A 22,630-nucleotide genomic window follows, 5' to 3' on the forward strand; every position below is an offset into this window, starting at 1 on the left:
TTAAAAACAAAGTATAACGTCTTAAGGTTCAAATAAAAAACCTCGCAATTGCGAGGTTTTTTGAGTTTAGCTTGCTTATCTTTCACGCAAAGCTTCTTTGGCCTTATTAAATGGTTTAAGTAGATAATCCATAACTGTTTTTTCACCAGTGCGGATATCAACTGTCGCTACCATACCTGGTGTGATACCAAACGCATGACCTGCTTTATTGAATAACTTGTCAGAGTCAGTGCGGATATAAACACGATAGTAAAATTGGTCTTGTTTAACTTCATCTCGAATCGTATCAGGAGAAATTACTGTTACTTTTCCAGTCAAACCACCGTAGATCGAATAGTCATATGCAGTGATTTTCACTAAGGCTTCTTGACCAGGTCGAATGAAAGCAATATCTCTTGGAGAAATACGTGCTTCAATTAACAGTTTGTCTTCTAAAGGAACAATCGTCATCAATTTACCGTTTTGCGGAATAACACCACCAAGAGTTGTTACATCAATTTCTTTAATCACACCACGCACAGGTGCTTTAAAGATTGCACGTTGTAAACTATCACTGCGTCCCATCACAACTTGTTGTTGCGTTTCAATATCAGTATTTGCCTTCGATAGCTCTTCTCGGGCTTTTACATAGTATTGATTACGTGTGTCATTCATCTTATTTCTAAGATCATTGGCTTCACGCTTGAGTCTAAGTACTTCTACTTCACTTGCAGCACCTTTCGCAACAAGTGGTTCAGTCATCATCAATTCTTGTTGAACTAATTGTAAAGCTTGTTGGTAACCAGCTAATGATTGTTCTAAATTTTCACGTCTAGAATAATAAAGAGCGGTCTCTTCTTTGACTAATTTAGGTTCTTTGAGCACTTCTGCAGGAAATGCTAAAGGAGTTCCATTCACTTCAGCACGTAATCGCGCAGCAGTCGCTTGAGCAGAAGTTAAAAGTGATTTTGATTCACCGACATTAGATGCGAAGCGTGTTTGATCAAGTTGCGCAAGGATTTCACCTTTTTGAACAATATCACCCTCTTGCACATTTAACTTCGTAAGAATACCACCTTCTAAAGATTGAATAGTTTGCTCTTTAGATGAAGGGATAACCTTACCCGTTCCTGTAGAAACTTCTTCTAGATTAAATAACCAAGCCCAAGTCAAAAAAATCGCTAAACCAATACATACAATCCAAATCACAAGACTTGAACGTGGTAAAGCTGGCTCTTTGTAGGATACATTCATGGAACGGTTGTTAGCTTGTTGTTCGCTCATGAATCTTCCCCTTGTTTAATTTGTTTTTGTTGACCTGCTGATTGATTTAGAACTTGATCTCTTGGTCCATCCATTACAACCTTACCTTCGTTCATCACGATGATACGATCAACCAACTCAAGCACAGCTCGTCTATGTGTTGCGACGACTAATGTTCTGTGTCCTAACCAGCCTTTTAAGTGATCAATTAGTTGTTTTTCGGCAATATCATCAATCGCAGCAGTCGGTTCATCGAGTAATAAAATGTTAGGTTGGCGAATCAGTAATCGTGCTAACAGCAATGCTTGCTTTTGCCCGCCTGAGAAGCCTACACCACCTTCTAAAACTAAATGATCTAAGCCCTCTTTTTTCTCTTGCACAAAGCCTAAAGCACCTGTCACTTTTAAAGCTTTTAAAATGTCATTATCTTTTGCTAAAGGCGCACCTAAGGTCAAATTCTCACGAATTGTTCCGTAGAATAAATGTGCATTCTGATTCAACAATGCCATATCACGGCGCACATCAGCAGGATCGATTAAGCTAATATCGAGACCATCCAAATGCACAGAACCATTTGATGGTGATTGCATACCAGCCAATAATTGTAATAATGTTGATTTACCTGCACCGTTACGACCTAAAATCGCAATCTTTTCACCAGCTTTAATTTTCAAATGACGAAGTGCAAGAATTGGACGAGAATCTTCTTCTGTGTATTGGAACATAACATTTTTAAGTTCATAGTCCCCATTTAACACTTCTTTATGAACCAGATGCGCTTGATCAGGTTGATCAACAGGTTTCTGCATTAATTCATCAAGACTTTTCTTCGCAACCTTAGCTTGCTGTAAACGTCCTAAAATCCCTGTGATTTGTGAAATAGGGGCAAGCATTCGTGAGGAAAGGATCGAACACGCAACCAAAGCACCCGTTGTCATCTCGCCTTCCATCACGGCAAAACATCCAACTAATACAACAGCGGCATAGGTTAAACCTTGAATTTTTTGTGTCCAAGCAGTTAATACACCAACGATCTTACGTTGTTGCATACTAATATCCGCAGACACCTCATTCATATGATTCCATTGGTTTTGGAATCTAGATTCTGCTCGTAATAACTTAATATCTTCAATACCTTGTACCGCTTCGACAAGGATCGCATTTCGAATAGATGACTCTCGCATGCCTTCTTGAGCTAACTCAGCTAATTTCTTTTGTACCAAAATACCAGGCAAAATCATTAAAGGAACAACAAGCAACATTACCCAAAAGAGATTCCCACCGATAATCGCAAAGATAATCAGAAACAGGAAGAAAAATGGTAAATCAGCTATCGCACCCATTGTTGTCGATGTAACTAAATCACGAACACCTTCTAACTCACGAATTTGTGAAATAAAAGTACCAGTCGATTTAGAACGTTCACTATTTTTAATTCGTAGTGCATGACCAAAAACACGGTCTGATATTCTTAAATCTGCACGCTTTCCAATAATATCGGATAGGTAAACACGAGCAACACGAAGTACAAACTCAAAAATGGCTGCGATTAGCACCCCACCCGCAAGCACCCAAAGCGTCGGGATCGATTGTGATGGCACAACGCGGTCATAAACCTGCATAGAGAAAATAATCGTAGCTAATGCCAAAATGTTTGCCATTAACGAGGCAAACATAATATCTATATATCGCTTCCAATCTTGAAGAACGATTGACCAAAACCAGCTCGTTTCATACGGCTTGATGTATTCATCAATACGAGCGTCTGGGACAGATTTTTCAGGGCGTAAGATATAGACTGTTTTTATATCTTGCTTAAGTGAACTTATTGAAAACTTTTGTGATAAGCCTTGATCACCACTGAGTTGAACACTGACATTTCCTTCTGAGTCAGCTTTATCGACAACACCAACTTGCCCATCTTTAAATTCAACTAAAATCGGCAAACGCCAAGGGTTGATCATTTCCTCTGTAAATGACACTTTACAAAGGTTCAAACCAACCTGTCGGCTCATTAACAATAAAATTTCATCTAAATTTTGATTTTGATTCCAATCTAATTGTAAACGAACACGCTCTTCTGATGGCTCTATTCGATAATGCTTAGCAATTGTTAAGACCGCTTGTAACCACGGCTGATAGTTTATTTTTGTCATCATGGCTGAACTTCAAACCCCTGAATGGAAATATTATTTAAGCCATAGGCTTGACGTGAACGTCCTGTCGTTGCGATGTACTGAGCAATGTTACTGTAAATATCATAACGTGCTGTTTCTAATTCTGAATTTGCACCATGAATTGCCTGCTCAGCATTCAATAAATCCACAAGTGAACGTGTCCCTAACTTATATTGTTCTTGATACAATTCCTTGGTTTGGACTGCCACCACTCTCCTAGACAAATTTCGTCTATTCTTTTTGCATAGGAGAGAACATTATGAGTGGACAACGATACACCCCAGAATTTAAAGATGAAGCTGTTAAATTGATTACCGAACGTGGATATTCTGTCACTGATGTGGCTGAACGTTTAGGTGTATCACAGCACAGCATTTATAAATGGCTAAAGGCCGTACAGCCTTTACGCAACAACCCTGATGAACATGAACTACTCGAAGCAAAGAAAGAGATCCTTCGTCTTAAAAGTCAGCTTAAGCAAACTGAAGAAGAGCGAGATATCTTAAAAAAGGCCGCAAGGTACTTTGCAAGCCTGCCCGAGTAAAGTATCAGTTTATCCTTGAGTACAGCCATCAATTTAAGATTAAAACGATGTGTCGGGTTCTTAAGATTGCTCGTGCTGGCTATTACGCCTGGCTACATGAACCCGAATCAGGCAGAACAATTGAAGACAAACGGTTATTACAACTGATCCGCTCTTCTTATGATGCCAGTTATGGCATCTATGGTTATCGTCGCATCACGCTGGATCTTAAAGAGCTAGGTGAAAGCTGTGGCCCCAATCGTGTGCTGAAGATCATGAAGAACAATGGCATTGCCGCTGTTCGAGGATATAAAAAGCATAAAAGTTATGGTTGTGGCCGTCCTCCGATTGTGCCACCAAATCACTTAAATCGAGAGTTCGCTGTGAACACCCCTGATACTTCCTGGGTGACTGATATTACCTACATCCGTACTTGGCAAGGCTGGTTATATCTGGCTGTGGTTCTCGATTTATATTCAAGGAAAGTCATCGGTTGGTCAATGAAACCTACGCTTGCCAAGGATATCGTTTTGGATGCACTTTTAATGGCGGTATGGCGACGCAGACCCAATGAACCTGTGATCATACACTCAGACCAAGGCTCACAATACAGTAGCGGAGACTGGCAGAAATTCTGTCAAAAGCATAATTTAGTTCCGAGTATGAGTCGTCGTGGAAACTGTTGGGACAATGCTGTTGCTGAATCCTTTTTTAGTAGTTTAAAGAAGGAAAGAATTAAAAAGAGGATCTATAAAACACGAGAAATGGCCCGTGCGGATGTGTTTGATTATATCGAGATGTTTTACAATCGAATCAGGCGTCATTCGCATCTCGATGGGATGAGCCCAGAAGCATTTGAGACAGCTTCAAAATGAGGCGGTCTCATGTCTAGGATACTGGGAGCAGTCCAGTTCTCACCGTAGTCGCTTGTCGACTCATTAAGACTTGCATCTGTCTTTGTTTGTTTTCAATCTGTTCTCGACTATTACGAATTTGATCCAAAACTTGTAGATAGACTGCATTTACTTGAGCTTTAGCAGCTTCCTCTGCAAAACTTGCTGCTCGAATCTGTGAAGAAGTTGCTCCACCTTGATAAAATTGGCTCGTTGCCTCCAACATTATCGCACTATCAAATCCACCCTCTTTATCATTATTTGGATTTCTTCCATTGATCGCTTGGGTCAACTCTCCTTTTACGGACAAAGTAGGAAATCTGCTTAACTGTGTTTGTTGTTTTTGTGAACGTGCTACAGCAATACCTGCTTGAGCTGCAATCATTTGTGGAATTGTATTGAATTGAGGTTCTGCATATAAATCAGATTGTTTCACTAAATCCTCAGGAATAGTCCACTGAATCTTACTGACGTCAAAACCAAGCAAAGTGTATAAGTGTTGTTGATTTTGGCTCAATAAAGATTGTTGACCGATTAACGCGGATTGAGCAGACTGCAAATAAGACTGTGCTTGTATCGGGTCTGCTTGGCTACTGATACCAGCATTTGCCCTTAGATTTGCCATCTCTTGTATGCGTTTAATACCTGCTATTTGCTGATTCGCGATTTGAATAAGTTTTTTATAACGTTGGATATTAATAATCGTTTGTGCAACATCGAGTGAGATATCATCAATTTTCACCAAAACATTGGCTTGTTCCACAGCAAGTCTTGCTTGTTCTGTATTGACACCTGACTTCACTTTACCGAAGTCATAGACCATTTGAGATGCACTCAAGGCAAGAACTTGCTGACCTCTTGAACTCTTTTGTGTCAAATCACCTGTATTCATACCGCCCGTAATCTGCGGATAGTAACCAGCTTTAGCAACATCTATATTTGCATTTTGTGCAGCAAGAGTTGCTAAAGTCTGAGAAATTTCAGGATTACGTTGAACTGCGATCTGTACAGCATCTTTAAGTACGCGAGGCTGACTTTGTATAATCGGTACAGACGCAGGCTGCATAGGTCGCCCGCTACCGACTACGGGTAAATTATTATTCGATGGTGTCACCGTGAAATTACTTAGCTTTTGCATGTTAGCAACTTTGAAATCTTGGTTGCTTTTCGGTGCAAGCAGCTGAGCAATATTATTTTTTAAACTGTGATATTTTTCACTCGGTGTTTCTGCATGTACTACAGGTACGGAAAACGAAAATACACATAATAGCCATTTCAAATCTATACATGTTTTGTGTGCTCCATCATCTACATTTAAATCGTTGTTAATGCTCATATTCTTTTCAAATTGTTATCATTTAAAAGCTCACTCATTCTACTCATTTTTAAAATAAAAACACCATGCGAAAACTACAATTTACACATCGCTTAAATGTTTGTTTTTTGTAATATAGATCACATTTTTTTGCTTATAACTTAGCTATTATTAGCTTTGACCGTAGATTTATTAAATTAAAATCAAATACATAAAAAAGAAGAATGAAAAATATTCCAGTAAAAGTCACTTATCTATTTATTATTTCTATTATGTATAAAAAGAAAAAGAGCTATTTAGCTCTTTTTCATATTGTTCAAATGGCTATTTTTAAACCACAAAATCATCACCTAAATACACTTTACGCACTTGCTCATTATCTAGAATTTCCTGAGGGGTACCTTCTGCAATGACTGCACCCTCACTCACGATATAGGCTTTTTCACATATCGCTAATGTCTCTCGAACATTATGATCAGTAATCAATACGCCAATACCGCGCTCTTTCAAAGTTTGAATAATATCTTTGATATCACCCACAGAGATTGGATCAACACCTGCAAATGGCTCATCTAGCAACATAAACTTAGGATCTGCTGCTAATGCGCGAGCGATTTCCGCACGGCGTCGCTCACCACCTGATACGCTCATCCCTAATGAATCTTTGATATGGCTAATTTTAAAATCATTCAATAATTCATTGAGACGTTGCTGGCGCTGTTGCTTGTTTAAGTCTTTTCTTGTTTCCAAGATCGCCATAATGTTTTCAGAGATCGTGAGCTTTCTAAAAATAGAAGCTTCTTGTGGAAGATAGCCAATCCCTTTTCGAGCACGCTCATGCATCGCAAGATCAGATAAATCGAGATCATCTAAATGAATCTCTCCTTTATCCATACGTACCAGACCGACAACCATATAAAAGCTCGTCGTCTTTCCAGCACCATTAGGTCCCAGCAAACCCACAATCTGCCCGCTCTGCATTGTAAAAGAAACATCTTTTACAACCCAGCGCTTACTATAATTCTTTGCTAAGTGTTTGATACACAAAGTTTGTGGTTGTTGTGCTGATTGTTCCATTAATCACGCGCCCCTGGGAAGCTTTTAGAACTAGAAGGTGGAATAATGATTTGAACTCGATTGGTAGATGAACCTTGAGCCTCAACATCACCTTTATTCATACTATATTTCAAAGTATTACCACGGATGCTAGAACCATCTTGATATAGATAAGCTTTTCCTGACAAAGTAATAATCCCAGTGTTCGCATTATAAATAATAGTTTGAGCTTCGCCTCTTGCTAAGCCCTTATTTACATCCATTTGCTGCTGAAACTTCGCTGGTTGGCCCTTTGCAGTAATGGTTTGAATTTCTTTCTTACTATTTAATGTTGCAACAATAGAATCTGCTTGTAGCTTCATCGTTCCTTGCTCAATGACAACATTACCCGTATACGTTGTGATACCTGTTTTATCATTATAAGTCGCGCGATCAGCAACCAATGATAATTGTTGATTACGGTCTGAGGGTACGGCAAATGCTGAAACTGAGCTAAATGCAACTGCTATACACGCAACATGTTTTAGGAAAGCTAAACGATATTTAGAATTAGGAATTAGGCGCATACTTTCCTCGAACTTTGAAAAACTCATATTGACCATTGTTTAAATTTGCTTTCAGACCTTGGCTGACGAAAGCTGAATTTGGTGATTGCACTGTAACTTGATGTTGTGTTTCCAACTCTCTCGTTTTTGGATACCCAGTCAACTCATCAGTACGAAACTCCATTTTGTTGCCTTGATCTGATAATTTTGTTGCGACAACATCACCCATTAAAACAATTTTAGTATTGTCGTCATAACCTTTGGCTTGCTTTGCATAAAAAGTCGCATCAGGCTTACCTTGTTTAAACATCACGGCATTGAGTTGACCCAACTGTGAAGTTTTTGACTGCATATTTTGTTCTAATTGCTTGATTTCAGCACGAACGTACAAGTTACCTTGTTCATCCGTTTGGGTTAGGTGAACACCCTGAGCTGAATACGTCATATTTTTAGCCGATTCAACATCAAGCTTTTTCGCTTTGCCGCTATAGTAATAGTAGCCACCGCTAATGGAAGCAACCACTACAGCAACAACATATAAAACTCTGGTATCCATAAACAGGGTTACCTAACCTTTGGGTAGTTCATTCTATATTAATGTGGTACAGCTAAGTATTTTGCAAGTAGCTCTTGGTAAACACCTTTTGAAGTAAGCAACATGTCACAAACTTCTCGTACAGCACCACGCCCACCCATTGCTTGGGTGACAAGATGAGCACGACGACGTACTTCCTCATGCCCATTCGGTACAGTAATACTCATACCCGCAATTGCAAATGCAGATAAGTCAGGCCAATCATCACCCATGTATAGACAATCTTCAGGGAGAATATTGAACTGAGCACAGGCTTCACGTAATGCTGCACCTTTATCTTCACGCCCCTGAAATACTAAATCAACGCCTAAATCTGACATCCGTTTTTCAACTATATGGCTTTTTCGTCCCGTGATAATGATCACTTTCATACCAGCCTGTTGAACCAATTTCATTCCTAAACCATCACGAATATCAAATGATTTAATTTCATCACCCGAATTCGTTAATGTTACAAAGCCATCGCTTAAGATTCCATCGACGTCTAGCACGAGTGCTTGTAAATGACGTGCTTGTTCTTGTAAAGCATAAGATGCCATGGCTTAATTTACTCCTGCCTGAATTAGATCATGCATACTAATAACACCAATAACTTTATTGGCATCATCGACAACTACAAATTGATTGATTTTACGCTCATGCATTTTTTCTAATGCTTCTACTGCGCGAGCTTCCTGAGAAACCGTAAGTGGATTTTTAGTCATGACTTCTGCAACAGGTAAATTAACATCAAAACCTTGCTGATGATCGATCATACGACGTAAATCACCATCAGTAAAAATACCGAGCAATCTATCCTGTTCATCAACAATGGTCGTAAGACCAAGACGTTTATCAGAAATTTCGTATAACACCTTATTCATCGGTGTATCAGGTTTAACTTTGGGTAATTCTGAACCTGTATGCATCAAATGTTTTACATGTAAAAGTAAACGTTTCCCTAAAGCTCCAGCAGGATGCGAACGAGCAAAATCATCTGCCGTAAACCCACGCGCCTCCAACAAAGCCACAGCCAATGCATCACCAAGCACTAAGGTTGCTGTCGTACTTGATGTAGGTGCTAAACCTAATGGACAAGCTTCATCAGCGGCACCTAATGTTAAAGGTACATCAGCATTTTGTGGCATTGGCCCTTTATCATCACGACTAATCGTAATCAGTGGAACGCCTAGATGCTTAATCAAAGGCATAAGCATCATAATCTCATCACTTTTACCAGAGTTTGAGATTGCAATCAGCACATCACCACGCACCAGCATGCCTAGATCGCCATGTCCTGCTTCACCTGGATGCATAAAAAATGAAGGCGTACCTGTTGAAGCAAAGGTCGCCGCCATTTTCCGTCCAATGTGACCAGATTTACCCATTCCAGTAACAACAACACGACCTGAACATTGCAATAAAATCTCACATGCACGATCAAAGCGTTCATCTAATTGTGTTGCAAGAACTTCAATCGCTTGCTGTTCGATGCGCAGCGTTTCTAGCGCGCTTTTTTGGAAATTTATCGTTTGTGACATGCAAGTTTGACTCAAAATAATGTTCAATCTACATAAGCGTAGATGATTTTAATCAAAAGAATTGCGGAGATTCTAGCATAACTGTTTGTGAGAGACGTTTCTAAATGTATAAGATTTCTTAGAAAATGAACAAATATAGAACCCCTATAATTTAATCAGTTCATTCCTTTAGAACATGTTTTTTTATGCGGATAACTTTATGAAAAATGATGCATACGTTATGATGTAACGCTAATTTTGTTGAGTGTTAAAAGCCCTTATGCAACCTTTTGTTTTATATAACTCTGAGCAACGTAAAAAAGTTGAATTTGTCCCACGCAAAGAAGGTCAAATCGACATGTATGTCTGTGGTATGACCGTTTACGATTACTGTCATATCGGACACGCTCGAGTTATGGTTGCATTTGACTACATCATCCGTTTCTTACGTAGTCAAGGTTGGAAAGTACGCTATATCCGCAATATTACTGATATTGACGATAAAATTATTGCGCGTGCTAATGAAAATAGAGAAAGCATCCAACAACTTACTGCACGATTTATCGAAGCGATGAATGAAGATGCTGCTAATTTAGGTTGTGCTGCGCCAGATGAAGCTCCGAAAGCGACTGAATACATTGATCAAATGCAAAACATGATCAGCAATTTGGTAGATAAAGGTGCTGCCTATCCTGCAAGCAATGGTGATGTCTATTTTGAAGTCACAAAATTCGATAAGTACGGTCGACTTTCTGGCCGTAAACTCGATGATATGCAAGCAGGTGCTTCAGAACGCGTAGATGTTGAAGTTGAAAAGAAACATCCTTTTGACTTTGTACTTTGGAAACATGCAAAGGAAAATGAACCTGCTTGGGCATCTCCTTGGGGTAATGGTCGCCCAGGTTGGCATATTGAATGTTCTGCAATGTCGACTTGTTGCCTGGGCAATCATTTTGATATTCACGGTGGTGGTTCAGACTTAATGTTCCCTCATCATGAAAATGAAATTGCACAAAGTGAAGCTTCAACAGGCGAACAATATGTAAATTATTGGATGCATGTTGGATTCATCAATGTCGATGGGGAGAAAATGTCTAAATCACTAGGCAATTTCTTTACGATTAGAGATGTGATGGAAAAATTCCATCCAGAAGTGATTCGTTACTTTATCGTCTCCTCACACTATCGTAGTCCAGTCAATTTTTCTGATGTTGCTTTAAAAGAAGCTAAAACTGCGTTGAGTCGTTTCTATCATTCATTTAAAGCCTATCAACAAACATATGGTCAGAAAACTGTTGATGCATTAGATCAAAGTTTTGTTGAACGCTTTAATAACGCAATGTGTGATGATTTCAACACGGCTGAAGCGATGGCTGTTCTATTCGAGCTTAATAAAGAGTTAAATCGCGCAGTTAAAGAAGAACAAGCTGAACAAGCAACAGTTCTCTACTCAACTTTACGTCAGCTCACAAATATTCTTGGTCTAGTTCAACACGATGTAGACGAATTCCTTAAATCAGATATCGGACAAGAAGCTCTAACACTTTCTGATGCTGAAATTGAAGACTTTATTCAGCAACGTGTAGATGCGAAAAAGGCTAAAGACTTTGCCAAGGCGGATAGTATTCGACAGTCTTTACTCGATCAAGGCGTGGTTTTAGAAGACACTCGCCAAGGTACAATTTGGAGACGTGCTGATTAATTCAACACTTAGCATTATAGAGAGTTGACAGTTTAATGAAATTCTCTATAATGCGTCCATATTGCGGGAATAGCTCAGTTGGTAGAGCATAACCTTGCCAAGGTTGGGGTCGCGAGTTCGAGTCTCGTTTCCCGCTCCAAAATTTAAAAAAGCTCTAGTCATTTGATTAGGGTTTTTTTTATTTCTTCTCATTCGATCATAAATCTACAAATAACTGTTTGGCGAATCCAGATTATTATCTATCCATCATTAAGCTTCCTAAACAAATTAAATAAAAATCATAACCATGGTTTAATCAGATTTACCAAAAGTTCAAGAACACTTACACTCATCCCCTACACTTTTTTTCATAACTCTCATAATTTAATCCTTTGTGTTTTTTTAAATTAGGTTTAGTAAAAATGAAAAAATCTACTATTGCCCTATCGATTGCATCTATTTTTCTTGTAGCTTGTAGCAAAACAGAGAATAAAAAACTGAAGAACAAGCACCGACTTCTGCCACAAGTGAAGTAGTAGCAGAAACTACAGTTACAGATAACGCACATACTGCAGAAAATGCTTTAGATTGGAATGGTACTTATAAGGGTGTATTACCCTGTGCTGATTGTGAAGGTATTGAAACTAAATTAGAGTTAAATTCAGATAAAACGTATGAAATTAAAGAAACATATCTCGGTAAAGGGGATGGTAAACCTTTTGAAAGTAAAGGTAGTTTCCAATTCGATAGCAAAAACCCTTCAGTGATTGAACTAGACCAAGCAGGTGATGGACGTAAATATTTTGTCGCTGAAGGTTATCTTAAAGCTTTAGATTTAGAAGGTAATGAAATTACAGGCGAGTTAGCTGATAAATATCAATTGAAGAAAGAAGCTGAATAATAGATTTTCTGCTTAATTATTTTTTCTAGAAACATAATAAAAAAAACCCTGCATAAGCAGGGTTTTTTCGAATCAATCAGAAGCGATTAGCCACCGAATTGGTTCATTGTGTTTTTGCTAGCATCACCAGCTTTAAGTGCGTTCTCACCAGCAAAGATTTCTTTGTGATCATCACCGATGTCAGAACCAGCCATTGCTTGGTGTTTAACACATGCGATACCACCGCGGATTTCTTTACGTTGTACGCCAGCAACATAAGCCAACATACCTTCTTCACCGAAGTAACCTTTAGCAAGCTCATGAGTAGAAAGAGCAGCTGTGTGGTAAGTAGGAAGAGTGATCAAGTGGTGGAAAACACCTGCTTCACGTGCAGCATCAGCTTGGAAAGTACGGATCTTTTCATCAGCATCAGCAGCTAATTCAGAGTTATCGTACTCAGCGCTCATTAATTTAGCACGGTCGTAACCAGATACATCTTTACCTTCAGCAACCCAACGGTCATACGCTTGTTGACGGAAGTTTAAAGTCCAGTTGAACGATGGAGAGTTGTTATAAACAAGTTTCGCGTTTGGAACTTGTTTTTTGATGTCGTTTACGAAACCAGCAATACCAGCAACGTCTGGAGTTGGAGTTTCGATCCAGATCATGTCAGCGCCGTTTTGTAAGCTAGTTACACAGTCAAGCACAACGCGGTCGTGTTGAGTGCCTTCACGGAACTGGTATAAACCAGAAGCTAAACGAGTTGGGCGGTGTAATTTGCCATCACGCTTGATAAGGATTTCGTCATCAGAAGCTTCAGAAATATCGATTTCTTTAGTGTCTAAGTAGCTGATGTATTGAGAAGCTAAATCACCTTTCTCTTTAGATACAGGGATCTTTTGAGTTAAGTCAGCACCTTCAGAGTCAGTACGTGCAACGATAACACCTTCGTCAACACCAAGCTCAAGGAATGCATAACGTACAGCATTGATTTTAGCTAAGAAGTCTTCGTGTGGAACAGTTACTTTACCAGCTTGATGACCACATTGTTTAGCGTCAGAAACTTGGTTTTCGATTTGTATTGCACAAGCACCAGCTTCGATCATTTGTTTAGTTAACAAATAAGTTGCTTCTTCGTTACCGAAACCAGCATCGATGTCAGCAATAATTGGCACAACGTGAGATTCAAAGTTGTCGATTTGTGAAATGATTTCAGCAGCTTTAGCAGAATCACCAGCTTGTTCAGCTTTTTGTAAAGCGCGGAACAAATCATTTAATTCTTTAGCGTCAGCTTGACGTAAGAATGTATAGATTTCAGCGATTAGTTTAGGCACAGCAGTTTTTTCGTGCATAGATTGGTCAGGAAGTGGACCAAATTCTGAACGAAGAGCAGCAACCATCCAACCAGAAAGGTAGATGTAACGTTTGCTTGTAGTACCGAAGTATTTTTTGTTCGCAATCATTTTTTGTTGCGCGATGAAACCGTGCCAGCAACCTAATGATTGAGTGTATTTGCTTGAATCAGCGTCATATTCAGCCATATCTTTACGCATGATAGCAGCTGTATATTTAGCGATGTCTAAACCAGTGTGGAAACGGTTTTGAACCATCATACGAGCAGCATCTTCTGGGCGAATCGCACCCCAAGTACCACCTAATTTTTCTTTAACGGCACGAACGTGCTCTAAAGCTGATTGATATGTCATGATATTTTCCTTTCAGGGATTGGCATCGAATGCACGCTGAAAACCATGCTTTTTTATAGGCTAGATTTCAAGCACTTCATCAATATGTTGCACAGCTTAGTCTTTGCCAAGAGATTAATCCAATATTCTTGGGTAATTTTCGGTATTTTTTTTTGAAATATGCCTTTGAACATGAACTTATAGCGAGTCCAAGTCATTACAAACCATTGTTTTAAATAATATTTAATTAAGCTTAACAATGAGATTAGAAAATCAAATTTATTAAAAATGAATATCTTTTAATCGCTCATCTTTCAGAGTTCCACCCCTAAAATTTTATCAAATTGACATTTTTAGCCATTTAATAGGTCATTTATTTTGTTATTTACTAAACAACTGTGCTTGATATCTTTGGTTAATTCTAAACCAAATTTAGATGTACTTTAGTTTTTCTCAAATTGCGTTTTTAACTATGCTTTTTGGCGGATTAAATTACACAAAAGCCTTTAGATATGTCATAATTCAACACAATTTAAATATTTTATTCTCGGTATTTTTTTTATGAATCTGGAGCGGGTCGATCTCAATTTATTAATTTATCTTGATGTACTACTTCGTGAAAAAAATGTCACACGCGCAGCAGAACAATTAGGCGTTACTCAGCCTGCCATGAGTAATATTCTAAGAAGATTGCGTAATCTATTCAATGACCCCCTGCTTATTCGCTCTTCAGAAGGTATGACTCCAACTGAACGTGCTTTAGAACTACAACCCCGTATTCGTGATGCCCTTTCTGATCTATCAATGATCTTAGAGCCGCGAACTGAATTTAGACCCTATACAAGTAATCGCGTTTTCCGAATCATGACATCGGACTATGCTGAAGCAACTTTAGTACCGAGATTAGTTAAAGCTCTTCGTTCTGAAGCACCAAACGTTGTACTCGACTTTTTAACTCCAAGTGATGTTTCATATCGTGATATGGAACAAGGTAAAGTTGATTTAGCAATTAACCGTTTTAATGAAATTCCTCAAAGCTTCCACCAAGTGTTAGTTTGGCGTGATAGCTTTAGCTGTATCCTTAATGACAAACATCCAGCTGTCACCCACCTCAATTTAAAAAGCTATTTAGATGCTCAACATATTTGGGTTTCTAAAACTGGCATGGGCGTGGGTTTTGGTGTTAACCCTGATAAACAAGCTGGTTTGGGCTGGATTGATCAAGCCTTAGAGCGGATTGGTCAACGACGTAAAATTTCAGTATTTACACGTCATTATCAAATGCCAGCGCTTTTAGCTCAAAATGTAGATTTGATTGCGACGCTACCAACACGTATGGCGCGCCTTCAAACTCAAAATCCGAAATTAGTCATCAAAGACCCTCCATTTTATATTCCAGAATTTGAATTAAAAATGGCATGGTGCCCTTTACTCCACCACCATCCTGCACATCGTTGGTTAAGACAATTAATTTTATTTGTCGCACGCCAAATGATTGAGGAAGAAAACCGTGAATTTTTTATAAATAATTCACAATTTTCACAATACTAAAACAAGCTATTGTAAAAATATTGCGAGTTTGTTGAAATATCAGCAAATTCTACTTCTTTTGAGAATATGCTGTTTTCATAAATAAGATTATTACACTGAGGTAAAGATTGAGTTACCTCAGTGCTTTTTTTGTGTTACAACATATTCATAATAATGATGAACCACAGGTGATATGTGAGTCTCTTCCAAAATATTATAGTTATTATTCTACTGATTTCAGCAGCTGGTTTTTTATCACTTACTGAAATTGCACTTGCAGGTGCTCGAAAAGTTAAATTAAAAATCCTCGCAGAATCAGGTGAAACCCGCGCACAAAAAGTTTTGGATTTACAAGAACAATCCGCTGATTTCTTTGCTGCATCACAAATTGGTTTAAATGCAGTTGCGATTCTGGGTGGTATTCTAGGTGAAGCAGCTTTTCGTCCATTTTTTGTAGAAATGATTAAAGGTTTTTATGCTGGTCCTTGGTTAGAAACCATTGGTTTTGCCCTATCATTTACTATGGTCACTTCACTATTCATTTTATTTGCTGATTTAATGCCAAAACGCTTGGCAATGATCGCTCCAGAAAAAATTGCAATTAGCGTTATTGATCCCATTCAAGTTTTTATCAAGGTTTGCAAACCCTTAGCTTGGGGAATTAATGCGATTGCAAACTTGTTATTTCGCTTATTTAAGGTAAATACCATTCGTGATGACAACATTACCTTTGATGATATTTCAGCAGTAATGGATGCAGGTGCACAAGCAGGTGTATTACAAAAGCAAGAACATCACTTTATTGAAAATGTATTTGAACTTGAAGAACGAACTGTTCCCTCAAGTATGACTACACGTGAAAACGTGGTTTATTTTACTTTGACGGAACATGAAGATAGCATCCGTCAAAAGCTAGCTGAATATCCTTATTCAAAATTTGTTGTGTGTAATGAACATATCGACCAAGTTATTGGTTATGTCGACGCTAAAGATATTTTAATTCGTATCTTAAACAAGCAATCCTTCACACAATTGAATGAATCAACTATTCGTAATGTACTCATTATTCCAGACACACTCACCTTATCTGAACTACTAGACCGTTTTCGCTCAACTAAAGAAAAATTTGCTGTTGTTATCAATGAATATGCTTTAGTCGTTGGTGTTATCACTCTGAGCGACATTATGATTACCGTTATGGGTGATTGGGTCACACCAATGGATGAAGAGCAACAAATTATTAAACGTGATAATCACTCTTGGTTAATTGATGGCAGCACACCAATTGAGGATGTAAAACACGTTCTAGAAATTGAAGAGTTTCCAGAAAATGAAAATTACGAAACGATCGCTGGTTTCATCATGTACCGTTTACGCAAGATCCCTCGCCCTGCAGATGCGGTAGAATATGCAGGATTTAAATTTGAAGTCGTCGATATTGATCATTATAAAATTGACCAATTGTTGGTAACTCAGATTATGCCAAATCAAGAGAATGTTTTAAAAGATCACGAAGAATAATGTAAATATAATAAAGCCCAACATTGGGCTTTTTATTTAAAAATAAACCAAACAAGCATAGCGATTAAAAAAAGAACAGCAACCAAAAACTGAATACCACTGCGACTACGTTGAGCCAATTGTTCTTGTATAAATATTTGCTCATTTGGGTGAGTATCTAAATAACGATCTACTAAATCCTTAGACTCTTTCAGACCTAGACCCGTTTTTTCACGTGTTATTTTTATTGCATCAATTAATTTACCTGACCTTAATGCAATTAAAGCTTCATGTGGTAACTCTTCCATTTGAGTCATGTGCCAAACATCCTTGTTATTCTAATCCATTAATTTATAAAAAATTTTTATATGATAATTATTTAGTTACCACCATACAAAGAAATTAGTTCATCTAATGTCGCTTGATAATGAATAAGAATATCTTCTGATAAAATTTTATATGCATTATCAAATTGCACCATTGGCCAACCTTCTTTCCAAAATGGAAAAATATTATGCAAACCTTCTGTCACAATTGCATCTTCGCGTGTGATAGCTTGAGAAACCTGAGATAAAACTTGAGCTGTTTCTGCCCCATCAATTGCTAAATAATCAATACCACTTACTTTTAAGATTCGGATACGATCTTTTTTATAACGTATTTTTTTGGCCTGTCCTGCATTTAGTCCCAAAGCTAAAGTAACAGCCTCTACAAACTTCTCTTCAAAACTATTATTCAGCGCAACCAAAGCATTTTTGTGTGCTTCTTGACGACCAACTTTCCCACCATTACGAATGATCTCTTTAGCTTCAACATCAAGCTCATCTTTTTTCATAGACTGTAAAATGTCTAAAATTTCGATATCGCTTAAATACTCAGGAGATTGTTCAGTCATGGGAGTCCAAATACAAAAATTCAAAGCGCTATTGTCGCATAAAAGTAAAATTAAAACAGAACTAAAATATTCTTATGTAAAGCATAAAAAGATGAAATAAAAAGTTAATTGTACTCTGGATGAATAATTTGCTTAATGCCTAAGCATTTATAATCTATAAAAAAAACCCGCTTTCGCGGGCTTTTAAAAATCAGTTCAGATAATTATAAACGAACTAATTCAACAATTTGTTCTGCTGCTTCTTCAACAGTTTCAACAGTTAGGTCTGTATCCGTACCTTCAACGGTAGTTGTAATGACAACAACACCTGTTTCACGTAACAAATTGATCTGATCAACTGATAATGTAGATTTTGCAATCGCCACTACACCCTGTTGGATCAATGAACATTCTAAGGCTTGAGCATTTTCGATTAATTGTGCAGAAATACCTATCACAGCAGGTTTCTGACCTAAACGAGCAGCACGATCTTCGGCAGTAACTGGATTGCTATGCGCAGTCCACTCAACAGCAGCTTCAACCATACCTGCACCAACCGTAACGTTGCTTAAACGATCAATAAAGATAAATGAACCTGTATAACGACTGTCTTGGTATTGATCAAATACAACTGGTGCATCAAACTCAATAACCACATCAGCAATTGCATTCAACTCAAGCTCTTCAACTTGTGTATGTTCAAGTGTATTGACATTAACTCGGAAATTAATCGCTGTAACTTTAGCTGGTACAGTTTGAGTACCAATCTTCACGTTATAAAGTTTACCTTTAACTAAAGGATGTTCAGTCATCCAAACAACTGAAGCACGAACGCTACGTGAAATTAAAGGTTGCTCGCCTGCACGAACCAATACATTACCACGTGAAATATCAATTTCATCATTCAATGTAAGTGTCACTGCTTGACCAGCAGCTGCGCTTTCAAGATTTCCATCAAAAGTTACAATTTCTTTAACTGTTGATTTCTTACCTGACGGTAGTGCTACGATTTCATCGCCTACTTTGATTTCACCAAGCGCAATCGTTCCTGCAAAACCTCGGAAATCAAGGTTTGGACGATTCACGTATTGAACAGGGAAACGGAATTCATGTTTATTCGATTCACGTTTGATTTCCACTGATTCAAGAATATCCATCAGCGTTTGACCTTTGTACCAAGGTGTGCTCGCAGATGGATTTACAACGTTATCGCCATTGAGAGCTGAAATTGGAACAAAAACGATATTTTCTGGACGACGGTTGCCTAACTGATTTACAAACGCATCATATTCAACTTGAATTTCATTGAATCGAGTTTCAGAAAACTCAACCAAATCCATTTTATTGATCGCAACTACGATATTTTTGATGCCGAGTAAACTTGCAATGAAGGTATGACGACGTGTTTGTGTCTGAACACCATATCGCGCATCAATCAAAATGATTGCAAGGTCAGCAGTTGATGCACCAGTCGCCATATTGCGCGTGTATTGCTCATGCCCTGGTGTATCCGCGATGATGAACTTACGTTTCTCAGTTGAGAAATAACGATACGCAACATCAATAGTAATACCTTGTTCACGTTCAGCTTGTAGACCATCTACAAGTAGTGCAAGGTCAGGTGCATCACCTGTTGTACCTACTTTTTTACTGTCTCGAGTAACTGCTTGCAATTGATCTTCATAGATCAACTTTGAATCATAAAGTAAACGACCAATAAGCGTTGATTTACCATCATCGACGTTACCGCAAGTCAAAAAGCGTAGGAGGTCTTTATTTTCGTGCTGTTTTAAATATGCCAAGATGTCTTGGCTAATAAGATCTGATTGATGAGACATTGCTCAAAACTCCACATATTCTTTAGAAATCATTTTAATCTCCCTAAATCCCTCTTTCTAAGAGAGATTTACTTTAGGAAATTAGAAGTAACCTTCCTGCTTTTTCTTTTCCATCGAGCCAGCTTCATCATGGTCAATCATTCGACCTTGGCGTTCTGAACTAGTGGCCAAAAGCATTTCCTGAATAATTTCAGGCAAGGTATCTGCTTCCGATTCGACTGCACCTGTTAATGGATAACAGCCTAATGTACGGAAACGCACCGATTTCATTTGTGGAACTTCACCCTCTTTTAAACGCATACGCTCATCATCTACCATGATCAACGTACCACTACGCTCTACAACTGGGCGAACTGCTGAGAAATAAAGAGGAACAATTTGAATGTTTTCTAGATAGATATATTGCCAAATATCTAACTCAGTCCAGTTAGATAATGGGAATACACGAATGCTTTCCCCTTTGTTTACTTTACCGTTGTAAAGATTCCAAAGTTCTGGACGTTGGTTTTTAGGATCCCAACGGTGTTTCGTATCACGGAATGAATAAACACGTTCTTTCGCACGTGATTTCTCTTCGTCACGACGTGCACCACCAAAGGCAGCATCAAATTGGTATTTATCCAAGGCTTGTTTTAAGCCTTGAGTTTTCATGATATCCGTATATTTTGAACTACCGTGATCAAATGGGTTAATCCCAGCATCACGTCCTTCTTTGTTCTGATGAACAATCAAATCAAAGCCATGTGTTTTCGCCATGTTATCGCGGAAAGCAATCATGTCCTTAAATTTCCAACCCGTATCCACATGTAGTAATGGGAATGGGAGTTTCGCTGGATAGAAAGCTTTTAATGCTAGATGAAGCATAACCGCCGAATCTTTACCAATCGAGTAAAGCATCACAGGGTTTTCAAACTCAGCAGCAACTTCACGGATGATGTGAATACTTTCAGCCTCAAGCTGTTTGAGGTGAGTTAATCTATTCTCAGTCATGTACACTTCCTCCTTTATTCATGCTACCCATAAAATCTATAAGCGGTCTTACACCACCACTTGGAAGACCGTGTGGAGGAACGAGTATCATAACAACTCCAATTTTTCGTGATATCGATGTTATTACCAGAACTTAATTAATGATCTAGTAAGGTTTATTCATTATAATAATTTAGAGAGAGTTCTTTAGCTTGTTTTTTCATATCAATATGCAAAATTATGATATGAATATATAACTTCATTATAAAAGTGAAACCGTCTATTTTAATTCTAGAGTAAGAAAAGAAACCTGTTTCAGCTTCTTTTCTTGGGATTATAATGTTTAAAATTAGAAACGGAACATGTTACGTTCTAATGGAATTTCAACACCTACAGAAACACCACCATCATTACCATTTAAATCTGAATCACTTACCCAACCATTAATCTTAAGTGGAATTGTTGGCTTTAAATAGTGTGTCCAAGTCAAGTCTAAACCTTTCACAGTATCATCTTTTGGAAATGCAGCATTAATCGTCAAATTAGATTGATTCACTTTGGCATAGATCGCACGCCCACTTAAGCGATTCATTACATCAAAACGAATATCACCGCCGACTGAGTACATTTGTCCATCGCCACCTATTGCATGACCTAATGGGAAACCATGTTGATAATAACCATCAGTGTACTGATGATGGTTATAAGAAATTCCCTTTGCTTTTCCGTTTGTTCGTGTATCTGCCCATTCAGCATAAAGTTGATATGGCATATTTTTGTAACTCGAAGAGAAATCAGCACCAGCTAGGTAAAGATATTTAGCTGGTAAACCACCAGCCTCATCTTCACCGACAAATTGAGTATATAAGCTCATTGGAACATTCAACAACGGTTGCAGTAATAAACGCCCATCAAAACCAGCGATTTGGTTTGATGCATTTTCATCACCAGTACAACCGCTATCATCACAACCATTGTCTTTACCAATCATTGCATTCCAATAAGCTTTAAAACTATTTGGCTGACCTTTACCACCAATCTGAACTGTACGTGAAGCTCCCAATTCAAGATACGGCAAAGGTTGTGCAGTTAAACGTAATCCAATCAATTTTGCATCTGGTACAGCTTTATAGTCATCTAATTGACCTGCAAAAGCCTGATATTGCCAAGGTCCAATCCAAGACAACCATTTTGTTTCAAAAGCATCTTGAACTGCACGTTGTACAGTCACACCATATACAGGGCGACTTGCATCGCCACGAATTAAGCTACCATCATGCCCTGGTCCCCAATAAGTTGGAATTTGACCTGCAATAACCCATTGATTCCAAAGCTTACCTGCTATATAAGAACCCTCTACATTTGCATCATTTCCATTATCAATTAATGGATCTTTTTCACCATTTACACGAAGTTTAGCATCCCAATTGTCACCACCAGCATTCAATTCAGCTGCGATTTGATATTGAGATTTTTGGTTATCACCAAATGCTTGAGGAACTGTCTTTAAATCCGTACCAGCATGCAAACCCACTTTTACAGTTGCATTGTCTGCCTGCAAAGTGTTTATCACAGAGTTCACAACTTTTTGCTGTGTATTATTAGTCACTTTCGCTTGTGACAACGCTCTTTGAATTTCATCACCACTTAACGGCCATGTAGATGTACTGATTTGAATGACACCTTGCTGGTTTAACCAATTTAGATCAGTACGTAAATTTTCATCGTTGAGCACTAAGCCTTGCGCAAAAATAGTGGATGAAAACGAGGCAAATAATGCGATAGAAAGCGATTTTTTTAGAAACATGTCCAAACTGTTCTCAAGTTT

Annotated in this window: 17 protein-coding genes, 1 tRNA gene and 3 pseudogenes; 6 read left to right on the top strand and 15 right to left on the bottom strand. The window is 38.2% G+C overall.

Translation table 11 applies throughout. From position 1 onward, the window contains the following. Positions 1–75: 75 nt before the first annotated feature. From F948_RS02465 to F948_RS02475, 3 genes and pseudogenes are all read right to left on the bottom strand, one after another. Complete coding sequence (locus tag F948_RS02465; RefSeq protein ID WP_004959644.1) at positions 76–1,263, bottom strand: HlyD family type I secretion periplasmic adaptor subunit; 1,188 nt, start codon at positions 1,261–1,263, stop codon at positions 76–78. Then, positions 1,260–3,401: a type I secretion system permease/ATPase gene (locus tag F948_RS02470; protein ID WP_004959647.1), complete on the bottom strand. Its 2,142-nt coding sequence runs from the start codon at positions 3,399–3,401 to the stop codon at positions 1,260–1,262. The genes F948_RS02465 and F948_RS02470 overlap by 4 nt, the downstream gene beginning before the upstream one ends. Further along, a pseudogene (locus F948_RS02475) lies at positions 3,398–3,622 on the bottom strand (TolC family protein); the annotation flags it as partial. The pseudogene F948_RS02475 and the gene F948_RS02470, both read right to left, overlap by 4 nt. A 56-nt stretch (positions 3,623–3,678) precedes the next feature. Between F948_RS02475 and F948_RS02485 the strand changes: the two are divergent. After that, positions 3,679–4,817, top strand: a protein-coding gene (locus tag F948_RS02485; RefSeq protein ID WP_115636313.1) for an IS3 family transposase whose coding sequence is annotated in 2 segments (ribosomal slippage) — positions 3,679–3,937 and positions 3,937–4,817 — 1,140 coding nt in all. Because the reading frame shifts where the segments join, the coding sequence is not laid out codon by codon here. 34 nt (positions 4,818–4,851) lie between these two features. Here F948_RS02485 and F948_RS02490 read toward each other — a convergent pair. The 6 genes and pseudogenes from F948_RS02490 to F948_RS02515 all read right to left on the bottom strand — a co-directional run. Continuing rightward, positions 4,852–6,114: pseudogene (locus tag F948_RS02490) on the bottom strand (TolC family protein); the annotation flags it as partial. Between the two features lie 366 nt (positions 6,115–6,480). Then, entirely contained in the window at positions 6,481–7,227 is a 747-nt protein-coding gene (gene lptB, locus F948_RS02495; protein ID WP_004913352.1) for an LPS export ABC transporter ATP-binding protein, read from the bottom strand. After that, positions 7,227–7,772, bottom strand: coding sequence for a lipopolysaccharide transport periplasmic protein LptA (gene lptA, locus F948_RS02500; RefSeq protein ID WP_004959662.1), 546 nt, complete (start codon positions 7,770–7,772; stop codon positions 7,227–7,229). The genes lptB and lptA overlap by 1 nt, the downstream gene beginning before the upstream one ends. Continuing rightward, positions 7,756–8,307 (bottom strand): LPS export ABC transporter periplasmic protein LptC, encoded by a 552-nt coding sequence (gene lptC / locus F948_RS02505; protein ID WP_004959665.1) that lies wholly within the window; start codon positions 8,305–8,307, stop codon positions 7,756–7,758. Before lptC ends, lptA begins: the two co-directional genes overlap by 17 nt. 38 nt (positions 8,308–8,345) lie before the next feature. Further along, complete coding sequence (locus tag F948_RS02510; protein ID WP_004913359.1) at positions 8,346–8,885, bottom strand: KdsC family phosphatase; 540 nt, start codon at positions 8,883–8,885, stop codon at positions 8,346–8,348. A 3-nt stretch (positions 8,886–8,888) separates the two neighbouring features. After that, positions 8,889–9,866, bottom strand: a complete 978-nt coding sequence (locus tag F948_RS02515) for a KpsF/GutQ family sugar-phosphate isomerase (RefSeq protein ID WP_004959668.1) — start codon at positions 9,864–9,866, stop codon at positions 8,889–8,891. Between the two features lie 259 nt (positions 9,867–10,125). On the opposite strand from F948_RS02515, the gene cysS reads away from it, so the two are divergent. The 3 genes and pseudogenes from cysS to F948_RS02530 all read left to right on the top strand — a co-directional run bounded on the left by cysS (position 10,126) and on the right by F948_RS02530 (position 12,427). After that, positions 10,126–11,547, top strand: coding sequence for a cysteine--tRNA ligase (gene cysS / locus F948_RS02520; RefSeq protein ID WP_004959671.1), 1,422 nt, complete (start codon positions 10,126–10,128; stop codon positions 11,545–11,547). A gap of 63 nt (positions 11,548–11,610) precedes the next feature. Next, positions 11,611–11,686 (top strand) — tRNA-Gly (locus F948_RS02525). A gap of 262 nt (positions 11,687–11,948) precedes the next feature. Next, positions 11,949–12,427, top strand: a pseudogene (locus tag F948_RS02530) (copper resistance protein NlpE). Between the two features lie 86 nt (positions 12,428–12,513). On the opposite strand, the gene F948_RS02535 reads toward F948_RS02530, so the two are convergent. Beyond that, positions 12,514–14,115 (bottom strand): isocitrate lyase, encoded by a 1,602-nt coding sequence (locus F948_RS02535; protein WP_026057438.1) that lies wholly within the window; start codon positions 14,113–14,115, stop codon positions 12,514–12,516. Between the two features lie 537 nt (positions 14,116–14,652). Here F948_RS02535 and F948_RS02540 point away from each other — a divergent pair. Then, positions 14,653–15,642 (top strand): LysR family transcriptional regulator, encoded by a 990-nt coding sequence (locus F948_RS02540; protein ID WP_004913372.1) that lies wholly within the window; start codon positions 14,653–14,655, stop codon positions 15,640–15,642. 174 nt (positions 15,643–15,816) lie between these two features. Next, entirely contained in the window at positions 15,817–17,142 is a 1,326-nt protein-coding gene (locus F948_RS02545) for a polyamine export protein PaeA (RefSeq protein WP_004959676.1), read from the top strand. Between the two features lie 32 nt (positions 17,143–17,174). On the opposite strand, the gene F948_RS02550 is transcribed toward F948_RS02545, so the two are convergent. The 5 genes from F948_RS02550 to F948_RS02570 all read right to left on the bottom strand — a co-directional run bounded on the left by F948_RS02550 (position 17,175) and on the right by F948_RS02570 (position 22,609). Further along, on the bottom strand, positions 17,175–17,438 hold the full coding sequence (locus F948_RS02550; protein ID WP_004959679.1) for a ribosomal protein L7/L12: 264 nt from the start codon (positions 17,436–17,438) through the stop codon (positions 17,175–17,177). A gap of 62 nt (positions 17,439–17,500) precedes the next feature. After that, positions 17,501–18,016, bottom strand: coding sequence for a hypothetical protein (locus F948_RS02555; RefSeq protein WP_004959684.1), 516 nt, complete (start codon positions 18,014–18,016; stop codon positions 17,501–17,503). A 203-nt stretch (positions 18,017–18,219) separates the two neighbouring features. Continuing rightward, on the bottom strand, positions 18,220–19,833 hold the full coding sequence (gene cysN / locus F948_RS02560) for a sulfate adenylyltransferase subunit CysN (protein ID WP_004959686.1): 1,614 nt from the start codon (positions 19,831–19,833) through the stop codon (positions 18,220–18,222). An 81-nt stretch (positions 19,834–19,914) separates the two neighbouring features. After that, entirely contained in the window at positions 19,915–20,823 is a 909-nt protein-coding gene (gene cysD / locus F948_RS02565) for a sulfate adenylyltransferase subunit CysD (protein ID WP_004913386.1), read from the bottom strand. Between the two features lie 328 nt (positions 20,824–21,151). After that, complete coding sequence (locus tag F948_RS02570; RefSeq protein ID WP_004913392.1) at positions 21,152–22,609, bottom strand: capsule assembly Wzi family protein; 1,458 nt, start codon at positions 22,607–22,609, stop codon at positions 21,152–21,154. Positions 22,610–22,630 lie beyond the last annotated feature (21 nt).

Origin of the sequence: Acinetobacter junii CIP 64.5 (genome assembly GCF_000368765.1) — a bacterium.
In the GTDB taxonomy this organism is placed as follows: Bacteria; Pseudomonadota; Gammaproteobacteria; order Pseudomonadales; family Moraxellaceae; genus Acinetobacter; species Acinetobacter junii.

Bases quoted from the DNA above. Each gene is read 5' to 3' on its own strand.
- F948_RS02465 (WP_004959644.1), bottom strand. From the start codon at position 1,263: ATGAGCGAACAACAAGCTAACAACCGTTCCATGAATGTATCCTACAAA.
- F948_RS02470 (WP_004959647.1), bottom strand. From the start codon at position 3,401: ATGATGACAAAAATAAACTATCAGCCGTGGTTACAAGCGGTCTTAACA.
- lptB (WP_004913352.1), bottom strand. From the start codon at position 7,227: ATGGAACAATCAGCACAACAACCACAAACTTTGTGTATCAAACACTTA.
- lptA (WP_004959662.1), bottom strand. From the start codon at position 7,772: ATGCGCCTAATTCCTAATTCTAAATATCGTTTAGCTTTCCTAAAACAT.
- lptC (WP_004959665.1), bottom strand. From the start codon at position 8,307: ATGGATACCAGAGTTTTATATGTTGTTGCTGTAGTGGTTGCTTCCATT.
- F948_RS02510 (WP_004913359.1), bottom strand. From the start codon at position 8,885: ATGGCATCTTATGCTTTACAAGAACAAGCACGTCATTTACAAGCACTC.
- F948_RS02515 (WP_004959668.1), bottom strand. From the start codon at position 9,866: ATGTCACAAACGATAAATTTCCAAAAAAGCGCGCTAGAAACGCTGCGC.
- cysS (WP_004959671.1), top strand. From the start codon at position 10,126: ATGCAACCTTTTGTTTTATATAACTCTGAGCAACGTAAAAAAGTTGAA.
- F948_RS02540 (WP_004913372.1), top strand. From the start codon at position 14,653: ATGAATCTGGAGCGGGTCGATCTCAATTTATTAATTTATCTTGATGTA.
- F948_RS02550 (WP_004959679.1), bottom strand. From the start codon at position 17,438: ATGACTCAAATGGAAGAGTTACCACATGAAGCTTTAATTGCATTAAGG.
- F948_RS02555 (WP_004959684.1), bottom strand. From the start codon at position 18,016: ATGACTGAACAATCTCCTGAGTATTTAAGCGATATCGAAATTTTAGAC.
- cysN (WP_004959686.1), bottom strand. From the start codon at position 19,833: ATGTCTCATCAATCAGATCTTATTAGCCAAGACATCTTGGCATATTTA.
- cysD (WP_004913386.1), bottom strand. From the start codon at position 20,823: ATGACTGAGAATAGATTAACTCACCTCAAACAGCTTGAGGCTGAAAGT.
- F948_RS02570 (WP_004913392.1), bottom strand. From the start codon at position 22,609: ATGTTTCTAAAAAAATCGCTTTCTATCGCATTATTTGCCTCGTTTTCA.